Consider the following 25,409-nt stretch of genomic DNA (forward strand, 5'->3'; position numbering starts at 1 on the left):
AGCTCAGGAAACAGCGTGCTTTGGCTGCGGCTTTCTCCAATAACAAATCGTTTCATGCAAATACCCCACAAGACGTTGTGAGATAATTATACCATTATTGACCAGCGTTTTCACACACTCTGGGCCGCAAGCAGAAGTTCACATAAGACTAGATTTAATGCTTAAACTCTCTTTTCAGGAAGAAGATATGGACCAGAAGTGTGAGGGCGAAGGAGAGCAGGGTGCCTAGAAAGAGGTCATCCACACTGAATCCGAGAAAGTGCAGAGCTACCCCGGTTATGATTGCCAATACCCATGCGATTAACATGACTCCCCCCATTCTCATTCCCTCCCTGGAACCGTTTCATATTTATTATTGTTACTGTTATAGATCAAATATGAGATAAATCAAATCGACACGGCCTGATGCTTTGCGTTGGCCTGTCTGCACAATTGACCTAGAGTCACGGCATGAGTGATAGATATGATCTGATTGTGATTGGTGCCGGAATTTCCGGGTTGGCGATGGCCTTTGAGGCCAAACAGGCTGGCATGAGCGTGCTGGTGCTGGAGAAGGAGGCGCGGGCCGGAGGCTGCTTTGAGTCGGCCATTGTTGATGGCGACACTCCTTTCTGGCTGGAGATGGGGACACACACCTGTTTTAACTCCTATGGCCGCCTGTTGAAAATCCTTGAGCAGCTCGGGCTTATGGATCAACTCACGGCGCGTGAGAAGCTGCGCTACAAGATGCTTGCTGAGGGTAAACTCTGCTCGATTCCTTCACGCCTGAGCTTTTTTGAACTCTTTACCAACGCTTGGCGCATCTTCTCTGCCAAGAAAGAGGGCAAGTCGGTTGCCGAGTACTACAGTGCCATTGTTGGTGCGAAGAACTACCGCAATGTGTTCCGGCACGCCTTTAATGCGGTGCTCTGCCAGCAGGCCGATGATGTGCCATCGGATATGCTGTTTCGCAAACGGCCACGTGATAAAGAGGTGATGCGCAGCTACACCTTTCCGCAAGGGCTGGGGCGCATTATCAGTGAGCTGGAGAAGCAGGTCGGCTGCCGTAAAGGGGTGACTGTTCATGCGATCTCGTTTGATGAATCAGAGGGTTTCTCTGTGCAGATCGACGATGAAACCGTTGCGGCGGATAAACTGGTTTGTGCGGCACCTGTGCTTGCCGCCTCGCGTCTGCTGTATGAGAGCTTTAGCGAGATTGCCGAGCAGTTGGCATGGGTGGCAGAGGTTGAGATTGAATCGGTCGGTATCGTGGTCAACAAGGCTGATCTGCCGCTTGAGCCGGTAGCGGGTATTATTGCGGCTGATGGTGATTTCTACTCATCGGTATCGCGCGATATTGTTGATCATCCGCACTATCGCGGTATGACATTCCACTTTAAACCGGGGCTGCTTGATCAGGGGCAGAAGATTGAACGCATCTGCTCGCTTCTGGAGATTGATGCCACCAAACTGCAGCGGGTGTTCTACAAAACCAATCGCCTGCCAAGCCCGGATATGGGGCATGGGGCAGTGATCGCCAGGGTGGATGAGCTGCTGGCCGGCAAACCGCTGGCGCTGGTGGGCAACTATTTTGAGGGCGTGGCGGTCGAGGATTGTCTGGCGCGTGTGGAGCGTGAGTTCAAGCGGCTGATGCAATGAAAATCAGCGTGGTTCTGACGGCAGTGCTGCTGCTGTTGAGCGGTTGCGGCGCGGGCGCAAAAACCGATGTGCTGTATGAGTGCCCATCCCCCGATGGCAGTTTGATTGCCACCCTCTACCGGGTCTCAGATGGTGCGCGTGAGATCGATCGCGAGACCCGACTGAATGTACGGCCTGCCAGCGATGCCTTTAATGATGCGATGTTCAGCTTCGCCATGCGCCATGGTTATGATGCGATTGTGCGCTGGTCATCAGAAAAGGAGCTGGCCTTCACCTACCCGATTGACTCTGAACTGACGCATGTCGAGAACGTCATCTTCGGCAGCAGCCAGACCTTCAGCGCAACTGAACAGATCGTTGTGAGCTACCACGAAGAGCCCTCCACGCATGGTTATTTTATGGTTGAGAAGCGCTGTTTGAATGGAGTCGAAGCGGTAAAATAGTTTCCAGGCTTAGCGCTTCATGGACGGCAATGTTTTTTTGAACCACCCTGACGACCTCACCGGCACCCAGCCACTGGATGGCTGAATCAAGCTCGTGACCATGAAACACCCTGATCTCATCCAGTCCCTCCACCTCACTGGCCAGCTGATAGATCCTGGCCATGCCGAAGCCAATGGTGTTCCTGGCAACAATGGCCAGCCTGCCACCGGGGCGGAAACGGGCCTGCTGCAGCTGCTTGCCGGCTTCATAGACGGCGTGGTGATCAAGGCGGTGGGCTGAGGCATTTTCACAGAGAATGGTAAGTCGTTTTTTTCCCGGGCAGCTATAGCGATCACCAAGGATTTCGGTTGTGTAATCACTCAGATCAGTCGCTTTCATCGAGCCATGAAAGATGGTCAGTAGAAAGTTCTTCTGCGGATCATGATGGATGAAAAAGCCCATGTATCTCCCTGCTCAAAAAAGTACGGCAGCATGCTGCTGTACGCTTATTAATAGCAGAGATCCGGCTATTTGCTATGAGAAATTACTGCTCTTTCCAGGTCAGGACCGGATTGCGGGCAGCCTGTGTCTCATCAAGCCTGCGACGGAATGGTTTGACCGGTGCTTCGTGCAGCATTTCGGTATCACCGGCCTCACACTGATCGGCAATCTCCAACATCGCATCGCAGAAGGCATCGAGTGTTTCGCGTGATTCGGTCTCTGTCGGTTCGATCAGCATCGCGCCATGCACAATCAGCGGGAAGTAGACGGTCATCGGATGGAAACCGAGATCGATCAGCCGCTTGGCGATATCGAGGGTTTTCACGCCGTGGCTATGCTGAAGCTCATCGGTGAGCAGGCACTCATGTTTGCAGAGCCCCTCAAAGGGTACATGGTAACGATCTTTGAGACGATGCAGCACATAGTTGGCATTAAGTACCGCATCCTCGGCAATCTGATGCAGATGCTGGCGGCCAAAGGCGGAGATATAGGCGTTGGCACGCAGTAGCACGCCGATCTGACCGGCTGAACCGAGCACAGGGCCGATAGAGTTTTCATCACTGTGCACCAGAGCGTAGCTGTCACCATTGTTAACTATGCGTGGCACCGGCAGGTAGGGGGCCAGTGCCTCATTCACCGCAACAGGGCCACCACCGGGGCCACCGCCGCCATGCGGGGTGGAGAAGGTTTTATGCACATTGATATGCAGGCAGTCGATACCCATATCACCGGGACGAGCAACACCGACCAGTGCATTGAGGTTGGCTCCGTCGCCATAGACCATGCCGCCGGCATCATGCACAAGCTGGCAGATCTCCTTGATATCGGACTCAAAGGCACCGGCAGTGTTCGGATTGGTCATCATCAGGGCGGCGGTATTCTCATCCAGATGTGCTTTGAGCTCATCCAGATCAATACGGCCATCAGCACCGGATTTCAGTTCAACCGTCTGCATGCCACAGAGGGCGGCAGAGGCGGGGTTGGTGCCGTGCGCAGAGTCCGGCACCAGCACCTTGCGGCGATTGCTTTCACCGCGTGCATCGAGGTATGCCTTGATCATCATCAGGCCGACCAGTTCACCGTGTGCACCAGCGGCTGGCTGCAGCGTGACATACGGAAGGCCGGAAATTTCACCCAGCCACTGCTGTGTCTCATAGAGCAGTTCAAGGGCGCCCTGAGCTGTATCCTCGGGCTGATCGGGGTGAATGTGCGCCAGTCCCGGCAGGCGAACCACCTGCTCGTTAACACGCGGATTGTATTTCATGGTGCAGGAGCCCAGCGGATAGAAGCCGGTCTCAATGCCGTGGTTCCACTGCGACAGGCGCACAAAATGGCGAACGGTTTCCGGCTCGGAGAGGCCCGGGATGTTGGCGGGAGTTTTACGCGCAAAGGCAAGCAGTGCATCAGAAAGTGGCCCATCCACGCCCGGCAGACTGATCGATTCCGGTGCCTCATGAGCATGTTCAAAGAGCAGTGGCTCCTCATGCTGAATGCCGTTGGTGCCTGAGTATTTGTAGTCCGGATTAATCATTTGGCCACCTCCAGTGCAGCCAGGAAGCCGGTGATGTCAGTCGGCTCCACCATCTCGGTGGTGGCGACCAGCAGGTGGTTGTTCGCGGCTGCCGGATCAATCTGCTCAAGCGGGATACCGGCAAAGATATCCTGCGTACGCGCTGCAGCGAGGAAGCGTTCACGCGCACTCTTATCGGTAAAGCTTAAAACGGTTTCATTGTAACGTGCCCCATTGGCTGCGCTGACATGCGCAGGCAGTTGCGAGAGCAGTGACTGCAGTGCCGCGGCAGAGTGTCTGGCTACCCTGGCAAGACCTGCATCGCCCATCAGGGTCATATAGGTGGCAGCGGCGGTACACATCAGCCCCTGATTGGAGCAGATGTTGGAGGTCGCTTTTTCGCGACGGATATGCTGCTCACGGGTGGAGAGGGTAAGCACAAAACCGCGCTTGCCATTCACATCCGAGGTCATGCCGCAGACGCGACCGGGCATCTGACGCAGATACTTCTGCTTGCAGGTGAACAGACCCAGATGCGGGCCGCCAAAGCCCATCGGGATACCGAGCGACTGGCCGGAGCCGACAGCAATATCGGCACCCATTGCTCCGGGTGATTCAATCAGAGCGAAGGCCGAGATATCGGAGAAGGCGACCACCATCAGACATTTGGCTGCATCACAGGCCGCACGCAGTGGTGCCAGATCATAAACCGAGCCGTAGAAGTCCGGGTACTGCACGATCACACAGGCGGTGGTTGCATCGATAGCATCAATCACCTTCTCCAGATCAGTCCCGAAGTTCGTTCCCGACTGGCCCATGCCGACTTCGACATATTCACCCTCCAGACGTGAAAGGTAGTTGGCGGTAACACTGCGGTAGCGCGGATTGACCGATCCGGCCATCACCACGCGTGATTTGCGGGTTACACGTCGTGCCATCAGAGCCGCTTCGGCGGTGGCAGTGGCTGCCTCATACATCGAGGCATTGGAGACATCCATGCCGGTCAGACGCGCAATCATGGTCTGGAATTCAAACAGTGCCTGCAGTGTACCCTGTGAGATTTCCGGCTGGTAGGGGGTGTAGGCGGTGAGGAATTCACCGCGTGAGATGACATAATCGACAACGGCAGGGACGAAGTGGTGGTAGGTGCCGCCACCGAGGAAATAGGCGCTGTTGCTGGCATTGCGGTTCTTCTGCGATGCCCGTGTGAACTTGCGCACAATACCTGCTTCAGAGAGTGCATCGGCAAGCTCAAGGCTGCCGGCATCCATCTGGAACTCTGCCGGAACATCGGCGAAAAGGTCGCGCACTGTGGCAAGCCCCATCGTTTCAAGCATTGCGCGTCTATCAGTTTCCGTATGTGGCAAAAATCTCATGTTATTCCCGGTTTATCGATTAAAATTAAAAAGCCCGGAAAGCAGCGTGGCTATCCGAGCTTCGATGATCACAGTGGTGCGTGGTTACTCTTCAAGGAAGGTGGTGTACTCGTCGTCACTCATCAGTTCAAGGGTCTCACCACTCATCTTCACTTTGGCGATCCAGCCTGCTCCGTATGCATCGCTGTTGACCTTTTCAGGTTCGCCTTCGAGCTCTTCATTCACCTCAATCACTTCACCGGCGACCGGCGCATAGACATCGGAAACAGCCTTGACCGATTCAACCACGGCATAGGCTTCACCGGCATCAATGGTGCGGCCAATTTCAGGTAGCTCAACAAATACGATATCACCAAGTGCTTCCTGGGCATGGTCACTAATGCCGAAGGTGGCAATATCACCTTCAATGCGAACCCACTCATGGTCTTTGGTATACTTCAAATCAGCAGGAATAGTCATGGCCTCTCCTTCCTCAGCTAGAAAAATAAATTGGTCTTAAAGTTAGCGCCGGACGTTGCTGCGCACAAACGGTAAAGTTGTGCGCTCAGCAGGGACTGCTTTGCCACGAATCTCTACCGTTAATGGAGCAGACTCAGCGTGTTCCGGTTTCACATAGGCCAGGGCAACGCCGCCAGCCATCGGGCTGAACATACCGGAGGTGATCTCACCGGTTTCCACGCCATTGGCAAACACCTTGTAGTGCTCACGCGGGATACCGCGTTCGGTCAGTTTGATGGCGATCAGACGCTGATGTGCCCCCTCTGCACGGCGTGCCTCAACCGCAGCTTTACCGATAAAGTCACCCTTATCGAGCTTGGTGATCCACATCAGTTTGGCCTCAACCGGTGTAACCGCGTCAGAGATCTCGTGGCCGTAGAGGGCATAACCCATCTCGGTGCGCAGCATGTCGCGGGCGGCAAGGCCGATCGGTTCAGCGCCATTGGCAAGTAGCTTCTGCCATACCTCTACTGCGATGGCGTTGGGGATATAGATCTCAAAGCCATCCTCACCGGTGTAACCGGTGCGTGATATAATGCTGTTGCGACCAGCGATACTTACCTGTGCAAATTTATAGTAGCCGATGCTCTCCAGATCGCTTTCAAGTAGTGGCTGCAGTGCAGCCTGAGCGGCAGCACCCTGTAGCGCCAGCAGCGTGGTATCGTCTGACTCATCACTCACCTGCACATCGAATGCCGCAGCCTGCTGCAGCAGATGTGCCACATCCTTATGACGGTTGGCGGCATTGATACAGAGGTAATATTCACGATCTGAAATTTTGTAGGTGGTGATATCATCGATGAAGGTGCCTGCATCATTGAGCAGGGCCGAGTAGTGCACCTGTCCTTCTGCCAGTTTTGAGACATCGTTGGTGGTGACATATTGCAGGAAAGCCAGTGCATCGGCACCTGCGACGCGCACCTGCCCCATGTGGGTGATATCAAAAAGGCCTGCGCCACCTTCACGCACAAAGGTGTACTCTTTCAGGGCACCGTTTTTGTACTGTACCGGCATCTCAAAGCCGGCAAACGGCACCATCTTGCCACCAAGCGTTACGTGCTCATCAAAGATCGGGGTTTTAGCCAGTTCGCTCACTATTCGTCGCCTACGTGTGTTTTGAATGCCTGCACGGTATTGGCCAGCAGCATGGTGATGGTCATCGGTCCGACGCCACCGGGAACAGGGGTGATCCAGCCGGCGCGCTGGCTGGCGGCTTCAAACTCAACGTCTCCGGTCAGCGAACCATCTTCAAGGCGGTGGATGCCCACATCAATGACAATGGCACCCTCTTTGATCCATTCGCCTTTGATCAGGCCGCGTTTGCCTGCCGCTGCCACGACAATCTCGGCACGCTCAATATGCTGCTGAAGGTTTCTGGTGAAACGGTGGCAGACGGTAACGGTGGCACCGGCCAACAGCAGTTCCAGCGCCATTGGGCGACCGACAATGTTCGATGCGCCGACAATCACACACTCCATGCCATGCAGATCAAGGCCTGTTTCAGCCAGCAGCTTCATGCAGCCGTAGGGGGTGCAGGAGCGCAGTGCAGGTTTGCGGGCAGTCAGGCGTCCGACGTTATAAGGGTGGAATCCGTCAACATCCTTGCCCGGATCGATCGCTTCGAGGATCGTCTCGGAGTTGATGTGATCAGGAACCGGAAGCTGAACCAGAATGCCATCCACCTTGGGATCGTTGTTCAGTTCGGCAATCAGGCCAAGCAGATGCAGCTGGGTGGTGTCGGCAGGCAGTTCGTGTGAAAAGGAGCGGATGCCCGCCTTTTCACAGCCCAGTTTCTTGTTTTTGACATAGACATGCGAGGCGGGGTCGTTGCCGACAATGATCACGGCAAGGCCGGGTGCGCGACCATGTTTCTGTTTAAGTGCGGCAGCCTCCACACCGATTTCACCGCGCATGCGGTCGGAGAGGGCTTTGCCGTTGAGGATGTTTGCAGTTGAAGCGTTCATAAGGCTGCGCATTGTTGCAGTAAGGCTCGGTTCAGACAATGATAAGCTGCATGAACGTGTTTCCTGAATCAGGACTGCGCATCGGCATCGACCTTGGCGGCAGTAAAATTGAACTGATTGCGCTGGACGCCTGCGGCTCTGAACTGCTGCGTTTCCGCCGTGCCACCCCCGCTGGCGATTACCGGCAGACGGTTCAGCTGATCGCAGCCATGGTTGCAGAGGCGGAAGCCGACCTGGGTGCAGAGGCCAGCGTGGGTGTCGGTACACCGGGTGCGATATCACTGAAAAGCGGGCTGATGAAAAACTGTAACTCGACCTGCCTGAACGACATGCCACTGCAGCAGGATCTGCAGCGGCAGCTTGGCCGAGAGGTGCGCCTGAGCAATGATGCCAACTGTTTTGCGCTCTCCGAAGCGGTGGATGGCGCAGCCGCCGGGGCCGGTATGGTGTTCGGCGTGATTCTCGGCACCGGGGTCGGTGGCGGTATCGTAGTCAATGGCAAGGTGCTCAATGGCGCCAACAGTATTGCCGGTGAGTGGGGCCATAATCCGCTGCCCTGTCCGCAAGCGGATGAGCTGCCGGGACCAGCCTGTTATTGTGGGCGATATGGCTGTATTGAGACGTGGCTCTCCGGGCCGGCGATGAGTGCTGACCACCGGCGACATGAGCAGGTCAGTGTATCAGCTGAAGAGATTGTCAGGTTGGCAGGAGAGGGTGATCAATCTTGTCAGCAGAGCGTGGCGCGTTATTGTGATCGTTTGGCCAGAGCGCTGGCTGGTGTAATCAACATCATCGATCCCGATACCATTGTGCTCGGCGGTGGTATGTCGAACATCAAGCCGCTTTATGATGAAGTGCCACGCTTATGGGGGAGTTATATCTTCTCAGATGAGGTGCGCACACGCCTTGTCGCTCCGAAGTTCGGTGACTCTTCCGGCGTACGCGGGGCAGCATGGCTATGGAGCCAGGGGAACTAATATGAAGTTTATGCATATGGCACTGATTGTATCCGATCTGAAACGGGCAGCAGATTTTTATGAATCTATCCTTGGTTTGACGAAGATTGCGCGCCCTGATCTCGGCTTTGATGGTCTCTGGTACGGGCTTGATGGCGGCAGTGAGCTGCATCTGATGCTGCTTGATAATCCATACGCCGACTGCAGTAAGCCGGAGCATGGTGGACGCGATAACCACATCGCTCTGCAAAGTGATGCGTTCGACAAGATTCGCCAGCGTCTTGATTCTGTGGTTATCCCATACACCATGAGCCGGTCAGGGCGTAAGGCACTCTTCTTCCGTGATCCTGATGGTAATACGATTGAACTGATGGCCTGATTGGTGATTGGCCCGCAGCCGTATCAATCAAATATGCATCGCCTCAAAAAAGACGCGGTCGATGTTTTTGTTCCATGCACCGTGATAGAGCTCAAGCCAGAATTCAGCCTGTGTCTGACCGGCGGCAATGGCACTTTCCAGTGGTTTAAGAAAGATGGTCTCGTTTTGGCCGCTGCTGTTGCGGGCATCAATGCGCTCAAGACCTGCCCGGCTGATCTGTAGCATCTGGTCACAGAGCTGCAGTGCGGTTGTCCCTCTGAACGGTGTGGCCAGTGCAGTTTTCGGGGTGTTGGCTCGCAGTTCAACCACCTCGGCATGGCTCCAGTCGGCTATCATCTGCCAGGCCTGCTGCTGCGCCTGTTGGTCATAAAGTAAGCCTTTCCAGAGGGCGGGCAGCGAACAGATCCACGGCCATGGCCCGGCATCGGCGCCGCGCATCTCCATGTACTGTTTCAGTCGCACGTCGGGGAAGAGGGTGGAGACATGCAGTTCCCAATCCGCAATGGTCGGAAACTGGCCGGGCAGCTGATCAAGCTTGCCGGCCATGAAATCGCGGAAGCTGGCGCCGGCACAATCTATATATTCATTGTCGCGAATAAGGCAGTACATCGGCGCATCAAGCGCCCACTCGGTATAAGCGGCAAAGCCGAAATCCTCAGCAAAGGCACAGGCCGGGATACCGGTACGATTGGAGTCGGTATCAAGCCAGCAGGCACCACGGCGGGAGAGGTAAGCCGATGGTTTGCCATTTTCAAACGGGCTGGCGGCATACAAGGCGGTGACCAGCGGTTGCAGGCAGAGTGAAATGCGCATCTTCTGCGCCATATCCGCCTCCGATTCGAAATCGATATTGGCCTGTACGGTTGCGGTGCGCAGCATCATATCCAGGCCGCCACTGCCAACCTTCGGCATATAGTTGCGCATGATTCTGTAGCGCGCTTTCGGCATCCACGGAATATCATCGCGTTGCCACTTGGGCTGAAAGCCCATGGCGAGAAAACCGATGCGCAGCTCATCAGTCACACTTTTGAGGATTTTGTGGTAAGCGGTGGTCTCTTCGCAGGTCTGGTGGATCGTGGCGTGCGGGGCGCCGGAGAGTTCAAGCTGACCACCCGGTTCAAGGGTGATCGAGGCCATGCCGTTTTTCAGTGCAATGATATTTCCATGTTCCCTGACCGGTTGCCACTCCTGACTGGCTAGCAGTGTCAGCAGGTTGCGGATGCTGCGCTCCCCCTCATAAGGGATCGGCTTGAGCGTATCCATGCAGAAACCGACCTTTTCATGTTCGGTGCCGATGCGCCACGTTGCACGCGGTTTGCAACCCTGTTTGAACCAGTTGCTCAGGTCAGATGTGGAGAGATGCGATGACATGGCGACAGCTTAACCTATTCTATATATAGATAGTAGATGGTTGCTGTGTGGATAAATCACCGTGACTGCTGGATAGCATCCCCTAGCGCATCAATCAGCGGCTGCAGATGTTTTTCATACGGCTTCCAGCGGCCAATCGACTTGTTAGAGATGCCGCTGCGCACCTGGGAAAGGCTTTGCGTTTTCACGACGCCACGTTTCTCATGGAATTTGAGGAAGCTGTCGTCCCACTCAAGTTCACAGAACGCTACCAGGCGGCGCATCTCCCCCTCAGGGTCGGCAATCAGCGACTCGTTGGCAATTTCATACATTACACCCTCAGGCAAGGTGGTGCGCCAGTGCTCCATAAGTTCTGAATAGATTTGATAGTACCCTCCCAGCTCTTTGAGATCATAGGCAAATTTGAAGAATCTGCCTTCAAAGGAGGTTGAGTAAATCGACAGGCAGTTATCCAGAGGGTCTCTATGAGCATGGACAATCTTTGCTTTCGGAAACAGGATATGTATTACACCCACCAGCCAGTGATGGTAGAGCGTTTTATCAATATAGCGTGCATGTTTGCCGAATGCTGCATGTAGAGCATTAGAGTATTCTGTTGTTGCCTGCGTTATCAGCTTCGGTGTTATATGGCAAATGTTGGGAAACGGGAAATCTCGAACCTCAGAAAACGCTTCCCCGGGGCTGAGTATGTTGTGGACGGCAAAGCCCAGGGTGTCAGTTTCTCCGGTGTCAACAGTTTTAGCGTGCGCATCCAGAATTCGTGCGACCAGTGATGATCCTGATCTTGGCATGCCGAGAACAAAGATCAGATTCTTGCCTCTGTTGCTATCGGCATGGGCATGAAACAGCTCTTTGGTGAAAGTGGTAGAAATCACTTCCAGCATGCGTCGATCATCGTCGATGTTATAATCTATTTCGTTTCGGAAGTGTTGGTTTCCCTGCTTATAGTATGCGAAAGATTTATCATAATCACCGAGGTCTGCCCATGCTTGCCCAAGGGAAAATCCCATGATGCCCCGGTTGCGCGAAGGAAGACTTTCGTTCGATAAAATATCTTCGGCTATATTCAGTATGGAATCGAAGGCGGTGAATTTGGTGTGGCGACAATATAAATATATTGCATTGGCATGCTCAGGTTCAATTTCAAGGAGTTGGAGTAACCGCTGTCTGGCTTCGTCAAGCTCTCCTGTTTCCATTAACAGTCTTGCTAAATTATATAAGCCCTTGGTGTTGTCAGGGGCTAGCTCTATAGCCTTCCGCATGTAAACACTGGCTTCATCGTACCTGTTTTGCATCTGCAAAATCCGGCCAAGGTTTGCATGGCTAGGGCTGTGCTTGGGGGCAAGCTTAAGAGCAGTCCGGGCTGGAGTATCGGCATCACTCCAGCGACTAAGGTCACAAAGGGTTGTAGCCAGGGCCTGCCACCCTTCAGCGCCTCTGGGGCAAAGCCGAGTGTACTGCTTCCAGTAAGTTAGCGATTGCAAATAATTCCCCTGCTCTCGATACAGGGTTCCCAAACAGGCAATTAAGCCGGGATGCCTTGGATGCTGTTTAATGGCCAACCTCAGGTCGGATTCAGCTTTGTCCGGCTGACCCTGTTTCATGTCAATTCGGGAGAGGATGGTTTGAGCATCGGGGTTGTTTTTGCTGAAGGCCATAATCTGTTGGCAAAGCAGAGCGGCCTGCTCAAATTCATTAGATATATAGGCATGCTGGGCATTATGGAGCAATGCATTAAGCCTGTTTGTTTGTTGCATGTTTAGTTTACGTTGTTTCAATTATTCACCATGTAATAATAAGTAGTAGTGGCATATTGGGTTGATGCGACATCAAGTCAACATCATTGTTTTAATATAAACAGGCTAAAATCCATGTGTGGGAAAATGACACACACAAGATGTGGCGTGTTGACCCAGTGACCTGGATCACGCAATGTTCGCAACGTCATCCCATGGGGGAGAGCCTTTTCAGCGATCTAGATCTGCGAAAGGGTTTGAAACGAGGGATGGAAATATTTGCACTAACCCCAGTAGGGGTTAAATAAACTTTTTAATAGAGGATATCACAACATGAAGAAGACACTTCTTTCTGCTGCTGCTTTCGCTGTTGTTGCTGTTTCTGCTGTTGCAGTTGCTCCAACTACTTCTGAAGCTGTTCCTGCATTCGCTCGCCAGACCGGCGCTGCATGCTTGAACTGCCACTTCCAGGCAATTCCACGAATGACCGCTTTCGGTCGTTCTTTCCGTATGAACGCTTTCCGTGACATGGGTGAGCAGGGTCTCATCGAAGACGAGCACCTGTCACTTCCAGCGGTATTCAACATGGCTTTCCTGATGAAAGCTCGTATCTCTAACGGCACTACTAAAAACGCTGCTGGCCTTGTAACTGCTGGTGGTGGTCTGATCGGCACTGCAGCTACCTCTGGTCTTGCTCTGGGTCTGACCGGTACTGCTGCTACTGCTATCCCTGGTGGCACTCCATCAACTACTGCTCTGCAGTTCCCTGATGAGACTGCATTCCTGTTCGGTGGTCGCTTGGGCGAGCACACTGGTATGTTCGTTGAAATGGGCTACAACGGTGCGGCTATGGACATGCTGGGTTACAAAGTTGCATACGTAGTAGACATCGACGGCGGCCTGATCGCTGTTGCTCTGGGTACTTCTGACGCTCTGGGTCTCTCTTCTGTGTTCAATGATCCATCAAACGCAATCTCTCGTAACACTCGCGGCGTACAGACTCGTGCACGTGCAATGCGTGACACTGTTCACCACAACGCTATGACTGGTGTTGGTGTGTACGGTATCGTTGCTAACTCTATCTACTTCGCTGCAGGCGCAACCGTTTCTGGTGGCGGCGGTGCTGTAGTAGGCGGCGGTGTTGATCTTGAAGTTGGTCAGTACTACCGTGCTGCATTCATGGGTGAGCTCGCTGGCTTTGACGTAGTTGCTGGTGGTTGGTACGCTAACTCTATCAACCCAATCCATAAAATGACTGGCGTTGGTAAAGGTTCACGTAAGGAGCTGGGTGTTGACGTTCAGCTGCAGGGCGATATCGGCGCTGCTTCTGTTGGTTTCTACATGCCTGTAGTTATCTCCTCTAAGACTGATGCTGCTTGGAATGGCCTGCTGACTGGTACTATGGCTGCTAGCCAGAAAGTTACTGGCTTCATGCCTTACGTAAACATCGCTTTCGGCGCTGCTGGTATCCGTCTTGGTTACGACTACTCTAAGCAGACTGCTACAGTTGGTGGTGCCCTGACTCGTAAGGATACTCAGGTTATTGTGGGTGCCTGGTACGACCTGGCTCAGAACTTCACGCTGGATCTTGAGTATGATGCACAGAAACGCACTGGCATTGCTGGTACTGTTTCTAAGCTGAACGCTACTACTCTGCAGCTTGAGTACGTATACTAAGATTCCTTTTGGAAGCTTTGGAAAGGGGCCCTTCGGGGCCCCTTTTTTTATGCCTTAAAAAGCCGGAATGTGAAGTGCACTACGCTCCAATGAAGTGGCGTGAACCTCCTTTTGCCTTGACCCGGCACCTGCAACTGGCTGTAATGCGCGGCTATGAAACAATACCTTCTTTTTATTCCAGTCGTTTTACTACTCTCCTCATGTGAGGGTAAACAGTTTTTCTACCCCAATGATCAGCAGGGGCCTGCATATACGTTGGGTAATGGTGAGGATCCAGTAGCAGGAAAGCCGCGTGCACCATTGGATGTGCCGCCTGAATTGCAGGCTGAACTTGAAGTGCCGATGGCAGGCGAAATTGCCAGCAGAGCAGATGAGACGGTGCTCTCTAAAGATTATCAGGATGCAGTGGCTGGCAAGGCGATTGCGCTGGATGCCAAAATCTATCCGGTTGATGCAGCCAAGGTCTTCTCTGCGGTCGTGGATGCTATGACCAGTTTGAATATCCCCGTTGATTCGGTGGATTCACCAAGTGGCATCATTACGACTGACTGGATCCGTAGAGGCGATGCTTCTGCATCGATGTTTGAATTTTTCGGTTCTACTTCAGCAAGTACTCCGACACGCCATCGCTACATCGTAAGGGTTTACCGGGCAAAAATAGAAGGACGTGATGAAGCCACCAAGCTTGAGGTTCGTGTCCATGGGCAGATGGCAATTAATCGTTCCTGGGTCAACAAAGCCATGAAGCAGAAGGTGACCGACCAGTTGTTTGTGGGTGTGGACGAGCAGCTTCAGCGTATGCAACAGGGTGTAACTGGCCAAACAGTCGGAGACACTGCGCAGTAGAATCAACAGCCCTGCCGAGCGTTGTTCGGCAGGCTCGTTGTTATTTTATCAGCTCTTTCAGTGCCAGGCCCGGATCGGGCTGGCGCATCAGTGATTCACCAATCAGGAATCCGTAGACGCTGTTCTCATTCATCAGCCTGATATCATCGGGGGTGAATATGCCGGATTCGGTAATGACAGTTTTGTCATTGCCGATCTTTTCCAGTAGCTCTATGGTCGTATCAAGTGTCACGTCGAAGGTGTGCAGATTGCGGTTGTTGATGCCCATCAGTTGAGTATCCAGTTTCAGAGCCCGTTCCAGCTCCGCTGCATTGTGCACTTCAGGCAGTACGGAGAGGCCAAGCTCATGAGCACATGCAGTCAGCTCTGCAGCCAGCAGATCATCCAGCATGGCCATAATCACCAGAATGGCATCTGCTCCCATCGCTTTGGCTTCAATGATCTGATACGGGTCGAGCATGAAATCCTTGCGCAGGATAGGCAGAGAGACAGCATCACGAATGGCTGTGACATAAGCATCATCACCCTGAAAATATTTCACATCAGTAAGAACGGAGAGGCAGGTTGCACCACCGGCTTCATAGCGCTTTGCAATTGCAACCGGATCAAAATCGGCGCGAATAATGCCTTTGGACGGGCTGGCTTTTTTCACCTCGGCGATAACAGCATTTTGTCTGCTGGCCACTTTTACTTGCAGTGCTCCGGAGAAATTGAGGGGAGACTTATGCTTCGCAACGGCAAGTAGTTCAGCTTCACTGCGTTGGAGTTTGCAGGCGTCTACCCACTCACGCTTATAAGCTGCGATTTCATTCAGTATTGAGCTCATACTGCTACACCTTGGGTGAACGCAATCAGCTTGTTCAATATCTCAGACACGCGCCCGTTATCTATGGCGTTTGCAGCCATTGCGATGCCATCGCCAATGCCATCCACTTTACCCGCCACCCAGAGCGCTGCAGCAGCATTAAGCAGTACAATATCCCGCCCGGCACCAGCCTGACCGGCAAAGATATGTTTCAGGATTGCAGCATTGGTGGCGGCATCATCGCCTGCCAGTGCTGCAGGCGTAGCGTAAGGCATGCCAAAAGCGGCCGGATCAATCTCAAAGCTGATCGGCTGCTGACCGGCCTGAATCAGAATTGCATCGGTAATATCGGTAGTGGTAATCTCATCCAGCCCGTCACGGCCATGCACAATCAGGGCACGTTTGCAGCCGAGCTTGGTAAGCGCGCCTGCGACCAGCGCCAGTTTCTCTTTGGCGTAAACACCAAGTACCTGATACTTAGCATTGGCCGGATTGGTCAGGGGGCCAAGCAGATTAAAGATCGTGCGTACGCCCAGTTCGCGGCGAACGGGGCCGGCATGTTTCATGGCCGGATGCAGGTGCTGGGCAAAGAGAAAGCCGATACCGGTCTGGTCAATGCATTCGGCCACCTGTTCGGGTGTGATATTCAGGTTTACACCGAGCGCTTCGAGTACATCTGCGGCGCCGGATTTTGATGACATGGCTCGATTGCCATGCTTGGGAACGGGTACGCCGCAAGCAGCAACGACCATCGAGACGGCTGTAGAGATATTGAATGTTTTAGCGCCATCACCACCAGTGCCGCAGGTGTCGATCAGGCCGGTGGCCTGCGGGGTGATTTTGGTGGATGCACTGCGCATCGCTCGGGCTGCGCCGGCAATGATCTCGGCGGTTTCTTCACGAATGGAGAGTCCCATTAGTATGGCTGCAGTTTGAGCGGAGGTTGCCTCACCCTTCATGATGGCTGAGAACACTGCCTCTGAAGCCTCTTCTGAGATGCAGCTGCCAGCCTGAAGGTCTTTAATGATCGCTGTGACCGCGTTGCTCATGCCCTGGCCTCAAGGAAGTTTTTCAGCATCTGGTGGCCGTGTTCGGTGAGGATCGATTCAGGATGAAACTGCACGCCGAAGGTGGGGTGTTCACGATGGCGCAGTCCCATCAGCTCCCCCTCCTTGGTCCAGGCTGTTTTAATCAGGCAATCCGGTAGTGGCTCAGGCACAATCAGTGAGTGGTAGCGTGTAGCGGTAAACGGAGAGGGCAGCCCTTTGAAGATATATTCGCCGTCATGTTCAATAGGACTGGTTTTGCCATGCATCAGGCGTGGTGCCCTGATTACCTCTCCGCCGAATACTGCGGACATCGATTGATGGCCAAGACAGACACCGAGTAACGGAATGACGCCGGAAAAACGGCGAATTACATCCATCGAGATGCCAGCTTCATGCGGCGTGCAGGGGCCGGGAGAGACAAGGATGTGGTCTGGCGCAAGTTCGGCAATCTCATCAAGGCTGATTTTGTCGTTGCGGTAGACCAGCGGCTGTTCTCCCAGTTCACCCAGGTACTGCACCAGATTGAAGGTGAATGAATCGTAGTTATCGATAACGAGGATCATGATTTCCTGCCTTGTGCTTCGGCCAGTGCAACGGCGCGGAACATGGCCGTTGCCTTGTTGACGCACTCAGTGTGTTCGCGCTCGGGAACCGAATCTGCAACGATGCCGGCCCCGGCCTGAATGTGGATCTCTCCACCGTGAATAACCGCAGTGCGAATGGCAATGGCAGTATCCAGTCGCTGGCCGCCAAAGCCGATATAACCGACTGTGCCGGCATAGGGGCCACGCGCTATCGGTTCAAGTTCATGAATGACCTGCATGGCGCGCACTTTCGGAGCGCCTGATACCGTGCCCGCCGGGAATGTGGCTGCCAGAAGATCCAGGCTGTCTGCATCCTCTCTCAGATCGCCCTCAACCTGCGAGACGATATGCATAACATGCGAGTAGCGTTCAATGGTCATCGATTCAGTCAGTGTGACCGAACCATATTTGCAGACCCGTCCCAGATCATTGCGACCCAGATCAACCAGCATTACATGTTCAGCCAGCTCCTTGGCATCCTGCAACAGATCCGCTTCCAGGGCCTTGTCTTCGGCCGCGGTTTTGCCACGCGGCCGGGTGCCTGCAATCGGGCGAACCACCGCTTTATCCATCTCCCTGCGCACCAGAATCTCCGGTGATGAGCCGACCAGAATGGTCTCACCGATGTGCAGGTAGAAGAGATAGGGTGATGGGTTGATGTGGCGTACTGCGCGGTAGACGTCAAAGGGCGCACAGGTCAGCTTTTTGGAGAAGCGCTGGCTCAACACCACCTGAAAAATATCACCGGCAAGGATGTATTCACGGGCTTTGGATACTGCCGCTTCAAAATCGGCCTGCGTGGTTTGCGCCACCGGCGGTTCTGTCAGCGTGGTGTCGGCATCAAGTTTCAGCACCTGCGCCATATCACCCTCATAGAGGCTGGCCTCCATGCCATCCAGTACAGAGGCTGCATCTTTTCCCTGATCGGCAGGCAGGCGCACACAGCAGGTCAGCGTACCTTTCAGGTTATCAAAAACCATAAATCGATCGACCAGCAGATAGGCTGATTCAGGTGCGCCGACAGGGTCGGGCAGGTCGGCTGGAATATCTTCAAACCGGGAGACGATCTGATAGCCGAAATAACCGACAGCACCACCGGCAAACGGCAGGTCATCCTCAGGGATGAACTCCTGCTGCAGCACAAAATCACGCAACCAGTCGAGAATGCCACCATTAAAATGCTCTTCGCGGCCATCACGGTAGAGCAGATGCGTGGTGTCACCATTCGAGGTGGCGCGACATGCAGGGCTGATGCCGAGAATGCTGTAGCGGCCCCACTGCTCGCCGCCTTCAGCGGACTCGAACATGAAGCAGTCACCACGATTTACCAGGCGCGAAAAGAGGCCCGGCGGCGTGAAGCAGTCGGCGGAAAGGGTGCGGCGGAAAAGTTTCATGGTCGCGCTCATATTGACAAGGTTACCCTACTGTGGCGAAATGCGCCGCCTTCGGGACAGGAGAGATAACCTGTCTGCGAGGAAACGGGGCCATAGCTCAGCTGGGAGAGCGCCACACTGGCAGTGTGGAGGTCAGCGGTTCGATCCCGCTTGGCTCCACCATATTGAAAACCGGGCACATTGTGTCCGGTTTTTTTATGCCCCTGTTTTTCTGAGCCGATGCGCTGTGAAATATTCATTGTCGCGAAGGTTATATTTTCTCCCTTTATCGGGCTATCCCCAATTCATGGTTTTTCACTGCTGCTTCTACTGAGCAATTTCATTGCATTAAAGGTGTGGATGCATTCGAATCGGTCAATGGATTTTGATGCGAATATTGCCGACACACTGATTAAGCTCTTTGCCGCCTGGCTGCTGATTGCCGGTGTTGCCTACTGGGCCAATCGTGAAGGGCTGGGGCTCTCGAAAAAGATGCTCATCGCCTCAGGGCGAGGACTGTTGCAGTTGCTGGCGCTGGCGTTTGTGTTGCACTGGATATTCGATATCCAGTCGCATCTGGCGCAAGCCGCTCTGATAGCCGGGTTCTGTATCCTTGCTGGCCATAACAGCGCGTCTCATCAAGATGGTGCGCGTACCACATGGATAGCTTGCGCGATCGGTTTGATCTGTGCCTGCCTTGTTACCCTGCCATGGCTGGCAGTGACCGGTTCAATCTCTGATGATACCCGAACGCTGGTGCCACTGGGTAGTATGATTGCAGCCAATGGCATGAATGCGATCTCTATCATGTTTTCACGTCTGAAATCAGGCGGCGAGCTTGGTGATGGCCTGAAGACAGCTATGATTCCAACCATTGATACGCTGCGTGTGGTGGGGCTGGTGCATATGCCGGGTATCTTTGTTGGCATGGTGCTGGCGGGTGCATCGGCAATCGATGCTGCAGTGGCGCAATTGATTGTGCTCTACATGGTGGTGACCTCCAGTTTTACAGCTTGCCTGATTACTTTTCTGATGATGAATCACCTGAACAAACGTAAGGCGTAAGGCACTGGCTATCAGCTCTTAAGAGGCAGGCAAGCTGCCCTGACTGCTCTCTTTTCACTGCTTGATGTGAGCGCATTTTCCTGCGACCCTCTGGCTTATGAGACGGGAGAGGAGAACTGCAAATGTTAGTCTGCGGCAGGTGATTTTCAGATGCGGCTGAAGCGTATTGAGCTGGCCGGATTTAAATCATTTGTTGATCCGACCAAGATCGATCTGGATCGTGGCATTACTGCCATTGTCGGGCCTAACGGTTGTGGCAAATCAAATATTGTTGACGCGCTGCGCTGGGTGCTGGGTGAACACTCGGCAAAACATCTGCGTGGTGGCGTTATGGATGATCTCATATTTCAGGGATCCGACACCCGTCCGCCGGTGGCCGTTTGTGATGTCGAACTTACCTTTGCCATTCAAAGAGGAACCCTTGCCAGCCCCTACCACGAGTTAAGTGAAATCAGTATTCGCCGTCGGCTGACGCGCGATGGTGGTTCCGACGCCTTTATTAATGGCAAAATGGTGCGGCTGAAAGATATTGTTGATCTGTTTCTCGATACCGGCATCTCCACCCGCGCCTACGCCATCGTTGAACAGGGCTCGATTGCCCGCATGGTAACGGCCAAGCCTGAAGAGCGTCGTGTGATCTTTGAAGAGGCCGCAGGGGTGATGAAATACCGCTCGCGACGCAAAGAGGCCAGTCGCCGCATGAAGGATACACAGCAGAATCTTGATCGCGTGCTCGATCTTCTGGAAGAGGTGCGCAGTCAGTGTCGCAGTCTCAAGCAGCAGGCATCACGCGCAGAACGTTTCAAGACGCTGCAGGATGAATTCACGCATCTGCAGTCGGTCAGTCTTGGTCTGCGCTATCGCAACCTGCAAGAGGGCTTCGTGGCCATAGAGCAGCGTCTGAAACAGGCGCGTGCAACAGAGGCTGAAGCAGGTCAGCAACTGACGGTTTTTGAGAAACAGGTAGCAGAACGGCGACAGCAGGTTGTTGCCCATGAGGATGAGGCGCAGTCGCTACAGGATCAGTTGCGCGAGGCAGAGCGTCGCCGTGCAGACCTGCAGCAGCAGGCTGAGCGTATTGCCGGCGAACGCCGGCTGTTTACCGAGCGCAAGGCAGCGCTGAACTCGCGTATTGAGGAGGCGACTGAATTCAGTAGTCGGGTTTGTGAAGAGTTGGCAATGGCTGAACAGCGCCTTGCTGAGCAGGATGACTCCGAACTGCAAGCTCTCAAAGCAATGGCCATCACAAGCCTCGAGCAGGCGCAACTGAGCTTTCAGCAGCAGGGGTTGCAGCGTGATGGCTGTCTCTCTGAATATGAGCGCTTACGACATAGCGGTGAGCAGGCCAGGCAGCAGCGCGACAAGGCAGAGGCTGCACTGCTTCGTTTGGCTGAGCGTGAAGCGCGACTGGCAGAACAGCTTTGTGAGATAGAGGGGCAGATCAGTCGTAATAGTGCAGCGATGGGGGAGGCTGAGAAGCTTCTCAGTGCCAATGAACAGGCTTATCGCTGCGCCGAAGAGCATGTTGCATCAGCGCAGGAGGCCTTGGATCAGAGCAGGATAAGCCGGGAAAATGCGGCGCAGGCACTGGCGCAGCAGGAGTCTGCTGTGCGTGAGTTAAAGGGCGCTGTACAGGAGCTGCGCGGACGCACCAAAAATCAGGATATTCCGGATGGTCTGCGTGACGGTCTGAGAGCATCGGGTGGCATCTGGGTTGATGAGTCATTGAATGTGCCCGAGGGGCTGGAGGCGGCGGTGGCTGCGGCGCTGCGCGGAGGCTCTGCCGATGTACGTATTCCTGTTGATGCAGATCTGAATAGCTGGAGAGATATGCTGACTCGTTCGGCTGCCGCTCCGATCGCCCTGTTTGCCGGTAACGGTAGCGCAGGTCAGAGCGTTACCGCAAATTCTCTTGCCGATGCCATCGGTGTAGACCCTAAACATCCGCTCTATGATCTGTTTGCTCCGATCAGGCTGGTTGATGAGATAGCTCAGGGCTTTGGCAGTGACGGGCAGTGTGTCAGTCGTGATGGCTGGCGTTATGAGCCGGAAGGGTGGCTGGTGCCGCCGGCCGGAAACAGAACTGCAAACCGTCTGGCCACACAGCGCAAGCTTCGCGATGCTGAAGGTGAGCTGACTCTGGCTGAAGTGGCTCTGCTGTCTGTCTCTGAAACATTTGCCGAAGCGGAATTGACTCTGGAGAAGCAGCAGAAAGATTGGCAGCAGGCCCATATTGAGGTGACAAGAACTGAAGGCGACTGGCATAAGTCTCAGGCTGAGCTCTCACGTTCAAAATCAGAGCAGCTGTCCCTGAATGAGCGTCAGCAGCGTCTGCAGAGTGATATCCATGAGGCTGCGGAAGAGCGCCATCACTGGCAGCAGCAGCTGGACCGGGCTGGCGGTGTGGACCAGAAAGCCCTTGATCTCGCACGCCGGCGTCTTGATGAGCAGAATAGTGAGGTTGCCAGGTGTGAACAGTCACTGAATCAGGCGCGTACAGGGCTGTCACAGGCCGAGCAGTCACTGGCTCTGTTTGCGCAGGCCCGGGGTAATATGCAGCGTGAATGTGAACGGCTGCTGCAGGAGCGTTCGCGGTTAACCGGTCAGATCGAATCTGATCGGGTGCGACTTACTCAGGCTGAGGCAGAGCTGGCCAAGGTTCGTGCCCACAGTGATCTGGATGAGCAGCTGGCTGCTGCGGCAACTGAGGTGGAGAAGCAGCATCAGGCGATGAATGAGATTCGCCAGCAGGGGCATGAGCTTCAGCAGGCACAGCATGAGGCTGAGCGCAGCGAGCGTCAGGCGCGCCAGCAGCTGCAGCTGGCCGGCGAACAGCGTCAGGCCATCGAGCTTTCACAGGCTCAGGATGCAACACGCCTGCAGGATCTCGAAGAGGAGATCGAAAATCGTTGTCAGAGATCAGCAGCGGATCTTCTAAAGCGCATCGAAAGCATGGGCGATCTTGAAGATGCCGATGTGATGATCGCCCGCAGCCACGAGTTGGGTGATCGTCTGGAGCGTTTCGGGCCGGTCAATCTGATGGCGATTGATGAGTTTGAGCAGGCCAGCGAGCGGGAGGTGTTCCTCTCTGAGCAGGCTACGGATCTGGAAGCGAGTCTGGCAACGCTCAACGACACTATCACACGCATTGACCGGACTACCCGCCAGCGCTTCCTTGAGGTGTTTGAGCAGACCAACGCCTACTTTAAACAGACCTTTCCACAGCTCTTTGGCGGTGGTCGTGCCGAGCTGCGTCTGGATTCCGATGATGTGCTTACCGCCGGTGTTGAGGTGATTGCCCAGCCGCCGGGTAAGCGACTGCAGGATGTCACACTGCTTTCCGGTGGTGAAAAGGCGCTGACAGCTGTGGCACTGGTGTTCTCGATATTCAAGATTAAACCGGCACCGTTCTGTGTGCTCGATGAGGTGGATGCGCCGCTTGATGACGCCAATGTGGCGCGTTTTGGCGAGATGGTGCGTGAGCTCTCCGACCGGGTGCAGTTCCTCTCTATCTCACACAATAAAATTACCATGCAGCAGGCCGATCGCCTGATCGGTGTATCAATGCCTGAGCCGGGCGTATCCAAGATTGTTGCTGTCGATATGGAATCAGTTCCGCACTAACGATCTTGTTGACGACAGCAGTGTGCCAGGTGCCAAACAGCTCAGGTAGAGCATCATTGCATGCATGCAATGATTCGGGTCAGGCAACTGGCACGAAACCTGCTCAATGATGGAGCTGGTCGGGCAGGAGGATGCATGCCGGATACCCCACAATCAGAAGCGATGTCGATACCGGGCCTGAAAGAGCGTCCCGGAGGTCATTTTGCGGCCATCCTTGTTCAGGATGGTGTGATGAGTGTTGCCGATGTCAAAAAGGCGATGCGTGTACAGGAGAAGCTGGGCAGCAGTAAGCTTGTATCCACCATTCTCACTGAGCTGGGCATTCTCACTGAAGATGAACACCGTCGCATTATCCGCAAACATGGCAGAGAATTCCGCATTGGCGAGTTGATCTGTGAGCTGGGTTATATCACCCTGCAGCAGCTGCAGGAGGCGGAGAGGAAGCTTGTAAGCTCTCCGGGGAAACGTATCGGCGAAGTCATTCGTGAAATGGGGTTGATCGAAGATCGGCAGCTTGCCCAGGCGCTCTCTGAACAGCTGGCGATGCCCTTGATTCATCTCGATATTGATACCGCTGATCGCACCGTGCTTACCCAGTTTGCCATTAAATTTATGCGTATGCATATGACTGTGCCCTATGAGGCCAGTGGCACCAAGGTTTCAATCGCCACAGCCAATCCTCTGAATAACACGGCAATTCAGGAGATTGAAAAACGGATGCAGAAGAAGGCGGTGGTTTCGATTGCCGCAGAGAGTGCGATCCTCTCCCTGCTCAGTAAGCTTGAGTCGGCAGGCGGCAGGGGCGGTGAGGCGAAAGATCAGGTCGCTGATGTGGTTGATAGTATTCTGCTGGCGGCTATTCGCGATCATGCCAGTGATATTCATATTGAGCCGATGGATGGTTTAGCACGCGTGCGTTTCCGTCTCGATGGTGTGCTGATTCATAAAATGGATCTGCCCTCGGAACTTTCGCAGCGCGTTTTGGCACGTCTGAAGGTGCTGGCAGAGATGGACATCTCCGATAGCCGTCGCCATCAGGATGGCCGCTTTACCCGCGAAGTGAGTAATGTCAGGGCGGATTATCGAGTATCCACCTATGTGACAATCTATGGCGAAAACATGGTGATGCGTATTCTGCGCAGCTCCGGCGGTATCAAAAATATCGAACAGATCAGTATGAGTCGTGGTGTGCTGGATCGCTTCAAACATGAGGCGCTGGATGTGCCGACCGGCGTGGTGCTGATTACCGGGCCGACAGGTTCAGGTAAAACCTCCACCCTCTATGCCGCGGTTGATTACCTGAATCGTCCAACCACCAAAATCATTACCGTGGAGGATCCTGTCGAATTTATCGTGCCCGGTATCATGCAGTGCTCGGTGGATGCAACGGCTGGTCGCTCGTTTGATCAGTCACTGAAAGCGATGATGCGTCAGGATCCTGACATTATTGTCATGGGTGAGGTGCGTGACCGCCCCTCGGCTCAGGTGGCTGTACAGGCGGCGTTGACCGGTCATAAGGTGCTGACCACATTTCATACCGAGGACTCGATCGGCGGTCTGTTGCGTCTGATTGATATGGGCATTGAGACCTTCCTGATCTCATCCACCGTGGTCAGTATTCTGGCTCAGCGACTGATTCGCACCATCTGCCCGGAGTGCAGGCAGGCCTATATGCCGAACAAACGTATTGCCAACCTTATCGGCATTGATGATGAGACATTGCGCACCAGTACCTTTTATCGCGGTACAGGTTGTGGCACCTGCTACGGTACCGGCTATCATGGCCGTACTGCCCTGCATGAACTACTGGTGCTCAATGAGGATGTGCGTGAGGCGATTCTGGCGCATAAGAGTTCGCACGATATCAGACAGATCAGCTGTGATACCACCAACCTGCTCTCGCTGATGGAGGATGGGCTCTATAAGGTGCTGCTTGGGCTGACCACCGCTGAAGAGGTGTATCGCATTGCGCCGCGCTCACTCTCGACGCGCTCAGTAGAAGATATTTACCGATTAATGGGACATGGGGAATAG

The 25,409-nt window shown here is 54.2% G+C and carries 22 protein-coding genes and 1 tRNA gene; 10 read left to right on the forward strand and 13 right to left on the reverse strand.

Features of this window, described 5'->3' with window-relative positions; all coding sequences use genetic code 11:
* Positions 1–154: 154 nt before the first annotated feature.
* Entirely contained in the window at positions 155–307 is a 153-nt protein-coding gene (locus F3F93_RS07610; RefSeq protein WP_176958588.1) for a hypothetical protein, read from the reverse strand.
* A gap of 143 nt (positions 308–450) precedes the next feature.
* Between F3F93_RS07610 and F3F93_RS07615 the strand changes: the two genes are divergently transcribed.
* Entirely contained in the window at positions 451–1,638 is a 1,188-nt protein-coding gene (locus tag F3F93_RS07615; RefSeq protein WP_176958589.1) for an FAD-dependent oxidoreductase, read from the forward strand.
* Positions 1,635–2,081 (forward strand): hypothetical protein, encoded by a 447-nt coding sequence (locus F3F93_RS07620; protein WP_176958590.1) that lies wholly within the window; start codon positions 1,635–1,637, stop codon positions 2,079–2,081. Before F3F93_RS07615 ends, F3F93_RS07620 begins: the two co-directional genes overlap by 4 nt.
* Here the strand turns inward: F3F93_RS07620 and F3F93_RS07625 are convergent.
* The 6 genes from F3F93_RS07625 to folD form a co-directional block, all read right to left on the reverse strand.
* Complete coding sequence (locus tag F3F93_RS07625; protein WP_176958591.1) at positions 2,035–2,523, reverse strand: hypothetical protein; 489 nt, start codon at positions 2,521–2,523, stop codon at positions 2,035–2,037. The two genes, F3F93_RS07620 and F3F93_RS07625, sit on opposite strands and share 47 nt — an antisense overlap.
* An 82-nt stretch (positions 2,524–2,605) precedes the next feature.
* Positions 2,606–4,093: an aminomethyl-transferring glycine dehydrogenase subunit GcvPB gene (gene gcvPB / locus F3F93_RS07630; protein ID WP_176958592.1), complete on the reverse strand. Its 1,488-nt coding sequence runs from the start codon at positions 4,091–4,093 to the stop codon at positions 2,606–2,608.
* Positions 4,090–5,448: an aminomethyl-transferring glycine dehydrogenase subunit GcvPA gene (gene gcvPA, locus F3F93_RS07635; RefSeq protein ID WP_176958593.1), complete on the reverse strand. Its 1,359-nt coding sequence runs from the start codon at positions 5,446–5,448 to the stop codon at positions 4,090–4,092. Before gcvPA ends, gcvPB begins: the two co-directional genes overlap by 4 nt.
* Positions 5,449–5,532: 84 nt before the next feature.
* Positions 5,533–5,907, reverse strand: a complete 375-nt coding sequence (gene gcvH / locus F3F93_RS07640; protein WP_176958594.1) for a glycine cleavage system protein GcvH — start codon at positions 5,905–5,907, stop codon at positions 5,533–5,535.
* Between the two features lie 42 nt (positions 5,908–5,949).
* Positions 5,950–7,041 carry a glycine cleavage system aminomethyltransferase GcvT gene (gene gcvT / locus F3F93_RS07645; protein WP_176958595.1) on the reverse strand — a complete coding sequence of 364 codons (1,092 nt, stop codon included), beginning with the start codon at positions 7,039–7,041 and terminating at the stop codon, positions 5,950–5,952.
* The gene (folD, locus tag F3F93_RS07650) at positions 7,041–7,922 is read right to left on the reverse strand and encodes a bifunctional methylenetetrahydrofolate dehydrogenase/methenyltetrahydrofolate cyclohydrolase FolD (RefSeq protein WP_241697041.1); all 882 of its coding nucleotides are present in this window, start codon (positions 7,920–7,922) and stop codon (positions 7,041–7,043) included. Before folD ends, gcvT begins: the two co-directional genes overlap by 1 nt.
* Before the next feature lie 38 nt (positions 7,923–7,960).
* Here folD and F3F93_RS07655 point away from each other — a divergent pair, with 38 nt between their 5' ends.
* On the forward strand, positions 7,961–8,887 hold the full coding sequence (locus F3F93_RS07655; RefSeq protein WP_176958596.1) for an ROK family protein: 927 nt from the start codon (positions 7,961–7,963) through the stop codon (positions 8,885–8,887).
* A 1-nt stretch (position 8,888) separates the two neighbouring features.
* On the forward strand, positions 8,889–9,245 hold the full coding sequence (locus F3F93_RS07660) for a VOC family protein (protein ID WP_176958597.1): 357 nt from the start codon (positions 8,889–8,891) through the stop codon (positions 9,243–9,245).
* A 27-nt stretch (positions 9,246–9,272) separates the two neighbouring features.
* On the opposite strand, the gene F3F93_RS07665 is transcribed toward F3F93_RS07660, so the two are convergent.
* Together F3F93_RS07665 and F3F93_RS07670 are read right to left on the reverse strand one after the other, a co-directional pair.
* Positions 9,273–10,616: a glutamate--cysteine ligase gene (locus F3F93_RS07665; RefSeq protein ID WP_176958598.1), complete on the reverse strand. Its 1,344-nt coding sequence runs from the start codon at positions 10,614–10,616 to the stop codon at positions 9,273–9,275.
* Between the two features lie 56 nt (positions 10,617–10,672).
* Positions 10,673–12,394 (reverse strand): tetratricopeptide repeat-containing sulfotransferase family protein, encoded by a 1,722-nt coding sequence (locus tag F3F93_RS07670; protein WP_176958599.1) that lies wholly within the window; start codon positions 12,392–12,394, stop codon positions 10,673–10,675.
* Between the two features lie 291 nt (positions 12,395–12,685).
* On the opposite strand from F3F93_RS07670, the gene F3F93_RS07675 reads away from it, so the two are divergent.
* Together F3F93_RS07675 and bamC are read left to right on the forward strand one after the other, a co-directional pair.
* Positions 12,686–14,029, forward strand: a complete 1,344-nt coding sequence (locus F3F93_RS07675) for a hypothetical protein (protein ID WP_176958600.1) — start codon at positions 12,686–12,688, stop codon at positions 14,027–14,029.
* A 153-nt stretch (positions 14,030–14,182) separates the two neighbouring features.
* Positions 14,183–14,875 (forward strand): outer membrane protein assembly factor BamC, encoded by a 693-nt coding sequence (gene bamC, locus F3F93_RS07680; RefSeq protein ID WP_176958601.1) that lies wholly within the window; start codon positions 14,183–14,185, stop codon positions 14,873–14,875.
* A gap of 40 nt (positions 14,876–14,915) precedes the next feature.
* On the opposite strand, the gene trpC is transcribed toward bamC, so the two are convergent.
* The 4 genes from trpC to trpE are packed head-to-tail and all read right to left on the reverse strand — an operon-like array spanning position 14,916 to position 18,719.
* Entirely contained in the window at positions 14,916–15,701 is a 786-nt protein-coding gene (gene trpC / locus F3F93_RS07685; RefSeq protein WP_176958602.1) for an indole-3-glycerol phosphate synthase TrpC, read from the reverse strand.
* On the reverse strand, positions 15,698–16,729 hold the full coding sequence (gene trpD / locus F3F93_RS07690) for an anthranilate phosphoribosyltransferase (RefSeq protein WP_176958603.1): 1,032 nt from the start codon (positions 16,727–16,729) through the stop codon (positions 15,698–15,700). The genes trpC and trpD overlap by 4 nt, the downstream gene beginning before the upstream one ends.
* Positions 16,726–17,292: an aminodeoxychorismate/anthranilate synthase component II gene (locus tag F3F93_RS07695; protein ID WP_176958604.1), complete on the reverse strand. Its 567-nt coding sequence runs from the start codon at positions 17,290–17,292 to the stop codon at positions 16,726–16,728. The genes trpD and F3F93_RS07695 overlap by 4 nt, the downstream gene beginning before the upstream one ends.
* Positions 17,289–18,719: an anthranilate synthase component I gene (gene trpE / locus F3F93_RS07700; RefSeq protein ID WP_241697042.1), complete on the reverse strand. Its 1,431-nt coding sequence runs from the start codon at positions 18,717–18,719 to the stop codon at positions 17,289–17,291. The genes F3F93_RS07695 and trpE overlap by 4 nt, the downstream gene beginning before the upstream one ends.
* Positions 18,720–18,793: 74 nt before the next feature.
* Here trpE and F3F93_RS07705 point away from each other — a divergent pair.
* The 4 genes from F3F93_RS07705 to F3F93_RS07720 all read left to right on the forward strand — a co-directional run bounded on the left by F3F93_RS07705 (position 18,794) and on the right by F3F93_RS07720 (position 25,409).
* Positions 18,794–18,869: transfer RNA gene (locus tag F3F93_RS07705), tRNA-Ala, on the forward strand.
* Between the two features lie 195 nt (positions 18,870–19,064).
* Complete coding sequence (locus tag F3F93_RS07710) at positions 19,065–19,751, forward strand: ABC transporter permease (RefSeq protein WP_176958605.1); 687 nt, start codon at positions 19,065–19,067, stop codon at positions 19,749–19,751.
* Positions 19,752–19,901: 150 nt separating this feature from the next.
* Positions 19,902–23,375, forward strand: a complete 3,474-nt coding sequence (gene smc, locus F3F93_RS07715) for a chromosome segregation protein SMC (protein WP_176958606.1) — start codon at positions 19,902–19,904, stop codon at positions 23,373–23,375.
* A gap of 60 nt (positions 23,376–23,435) precedes the next feature.
* On the forward strand, positions 23,436–25,409 hold the full coding sequence (locus F3F93_RS07720) for a GspE/PulE family protein (RefSeq protein WP_176958607.1): 1,974 nt from the start codon (positions 23,436–23,438) through the stop codon (positions 25,407–25,409).

This window comes from Mariprofundus sp. KV (assembly GCF_013387475.1).
Taxonomy (GTDB): Bacteria; Pseudomonadota; Zetaproteobacteria; order Mariprofundales; family Mariprofundaceae; genus Mariprofundus.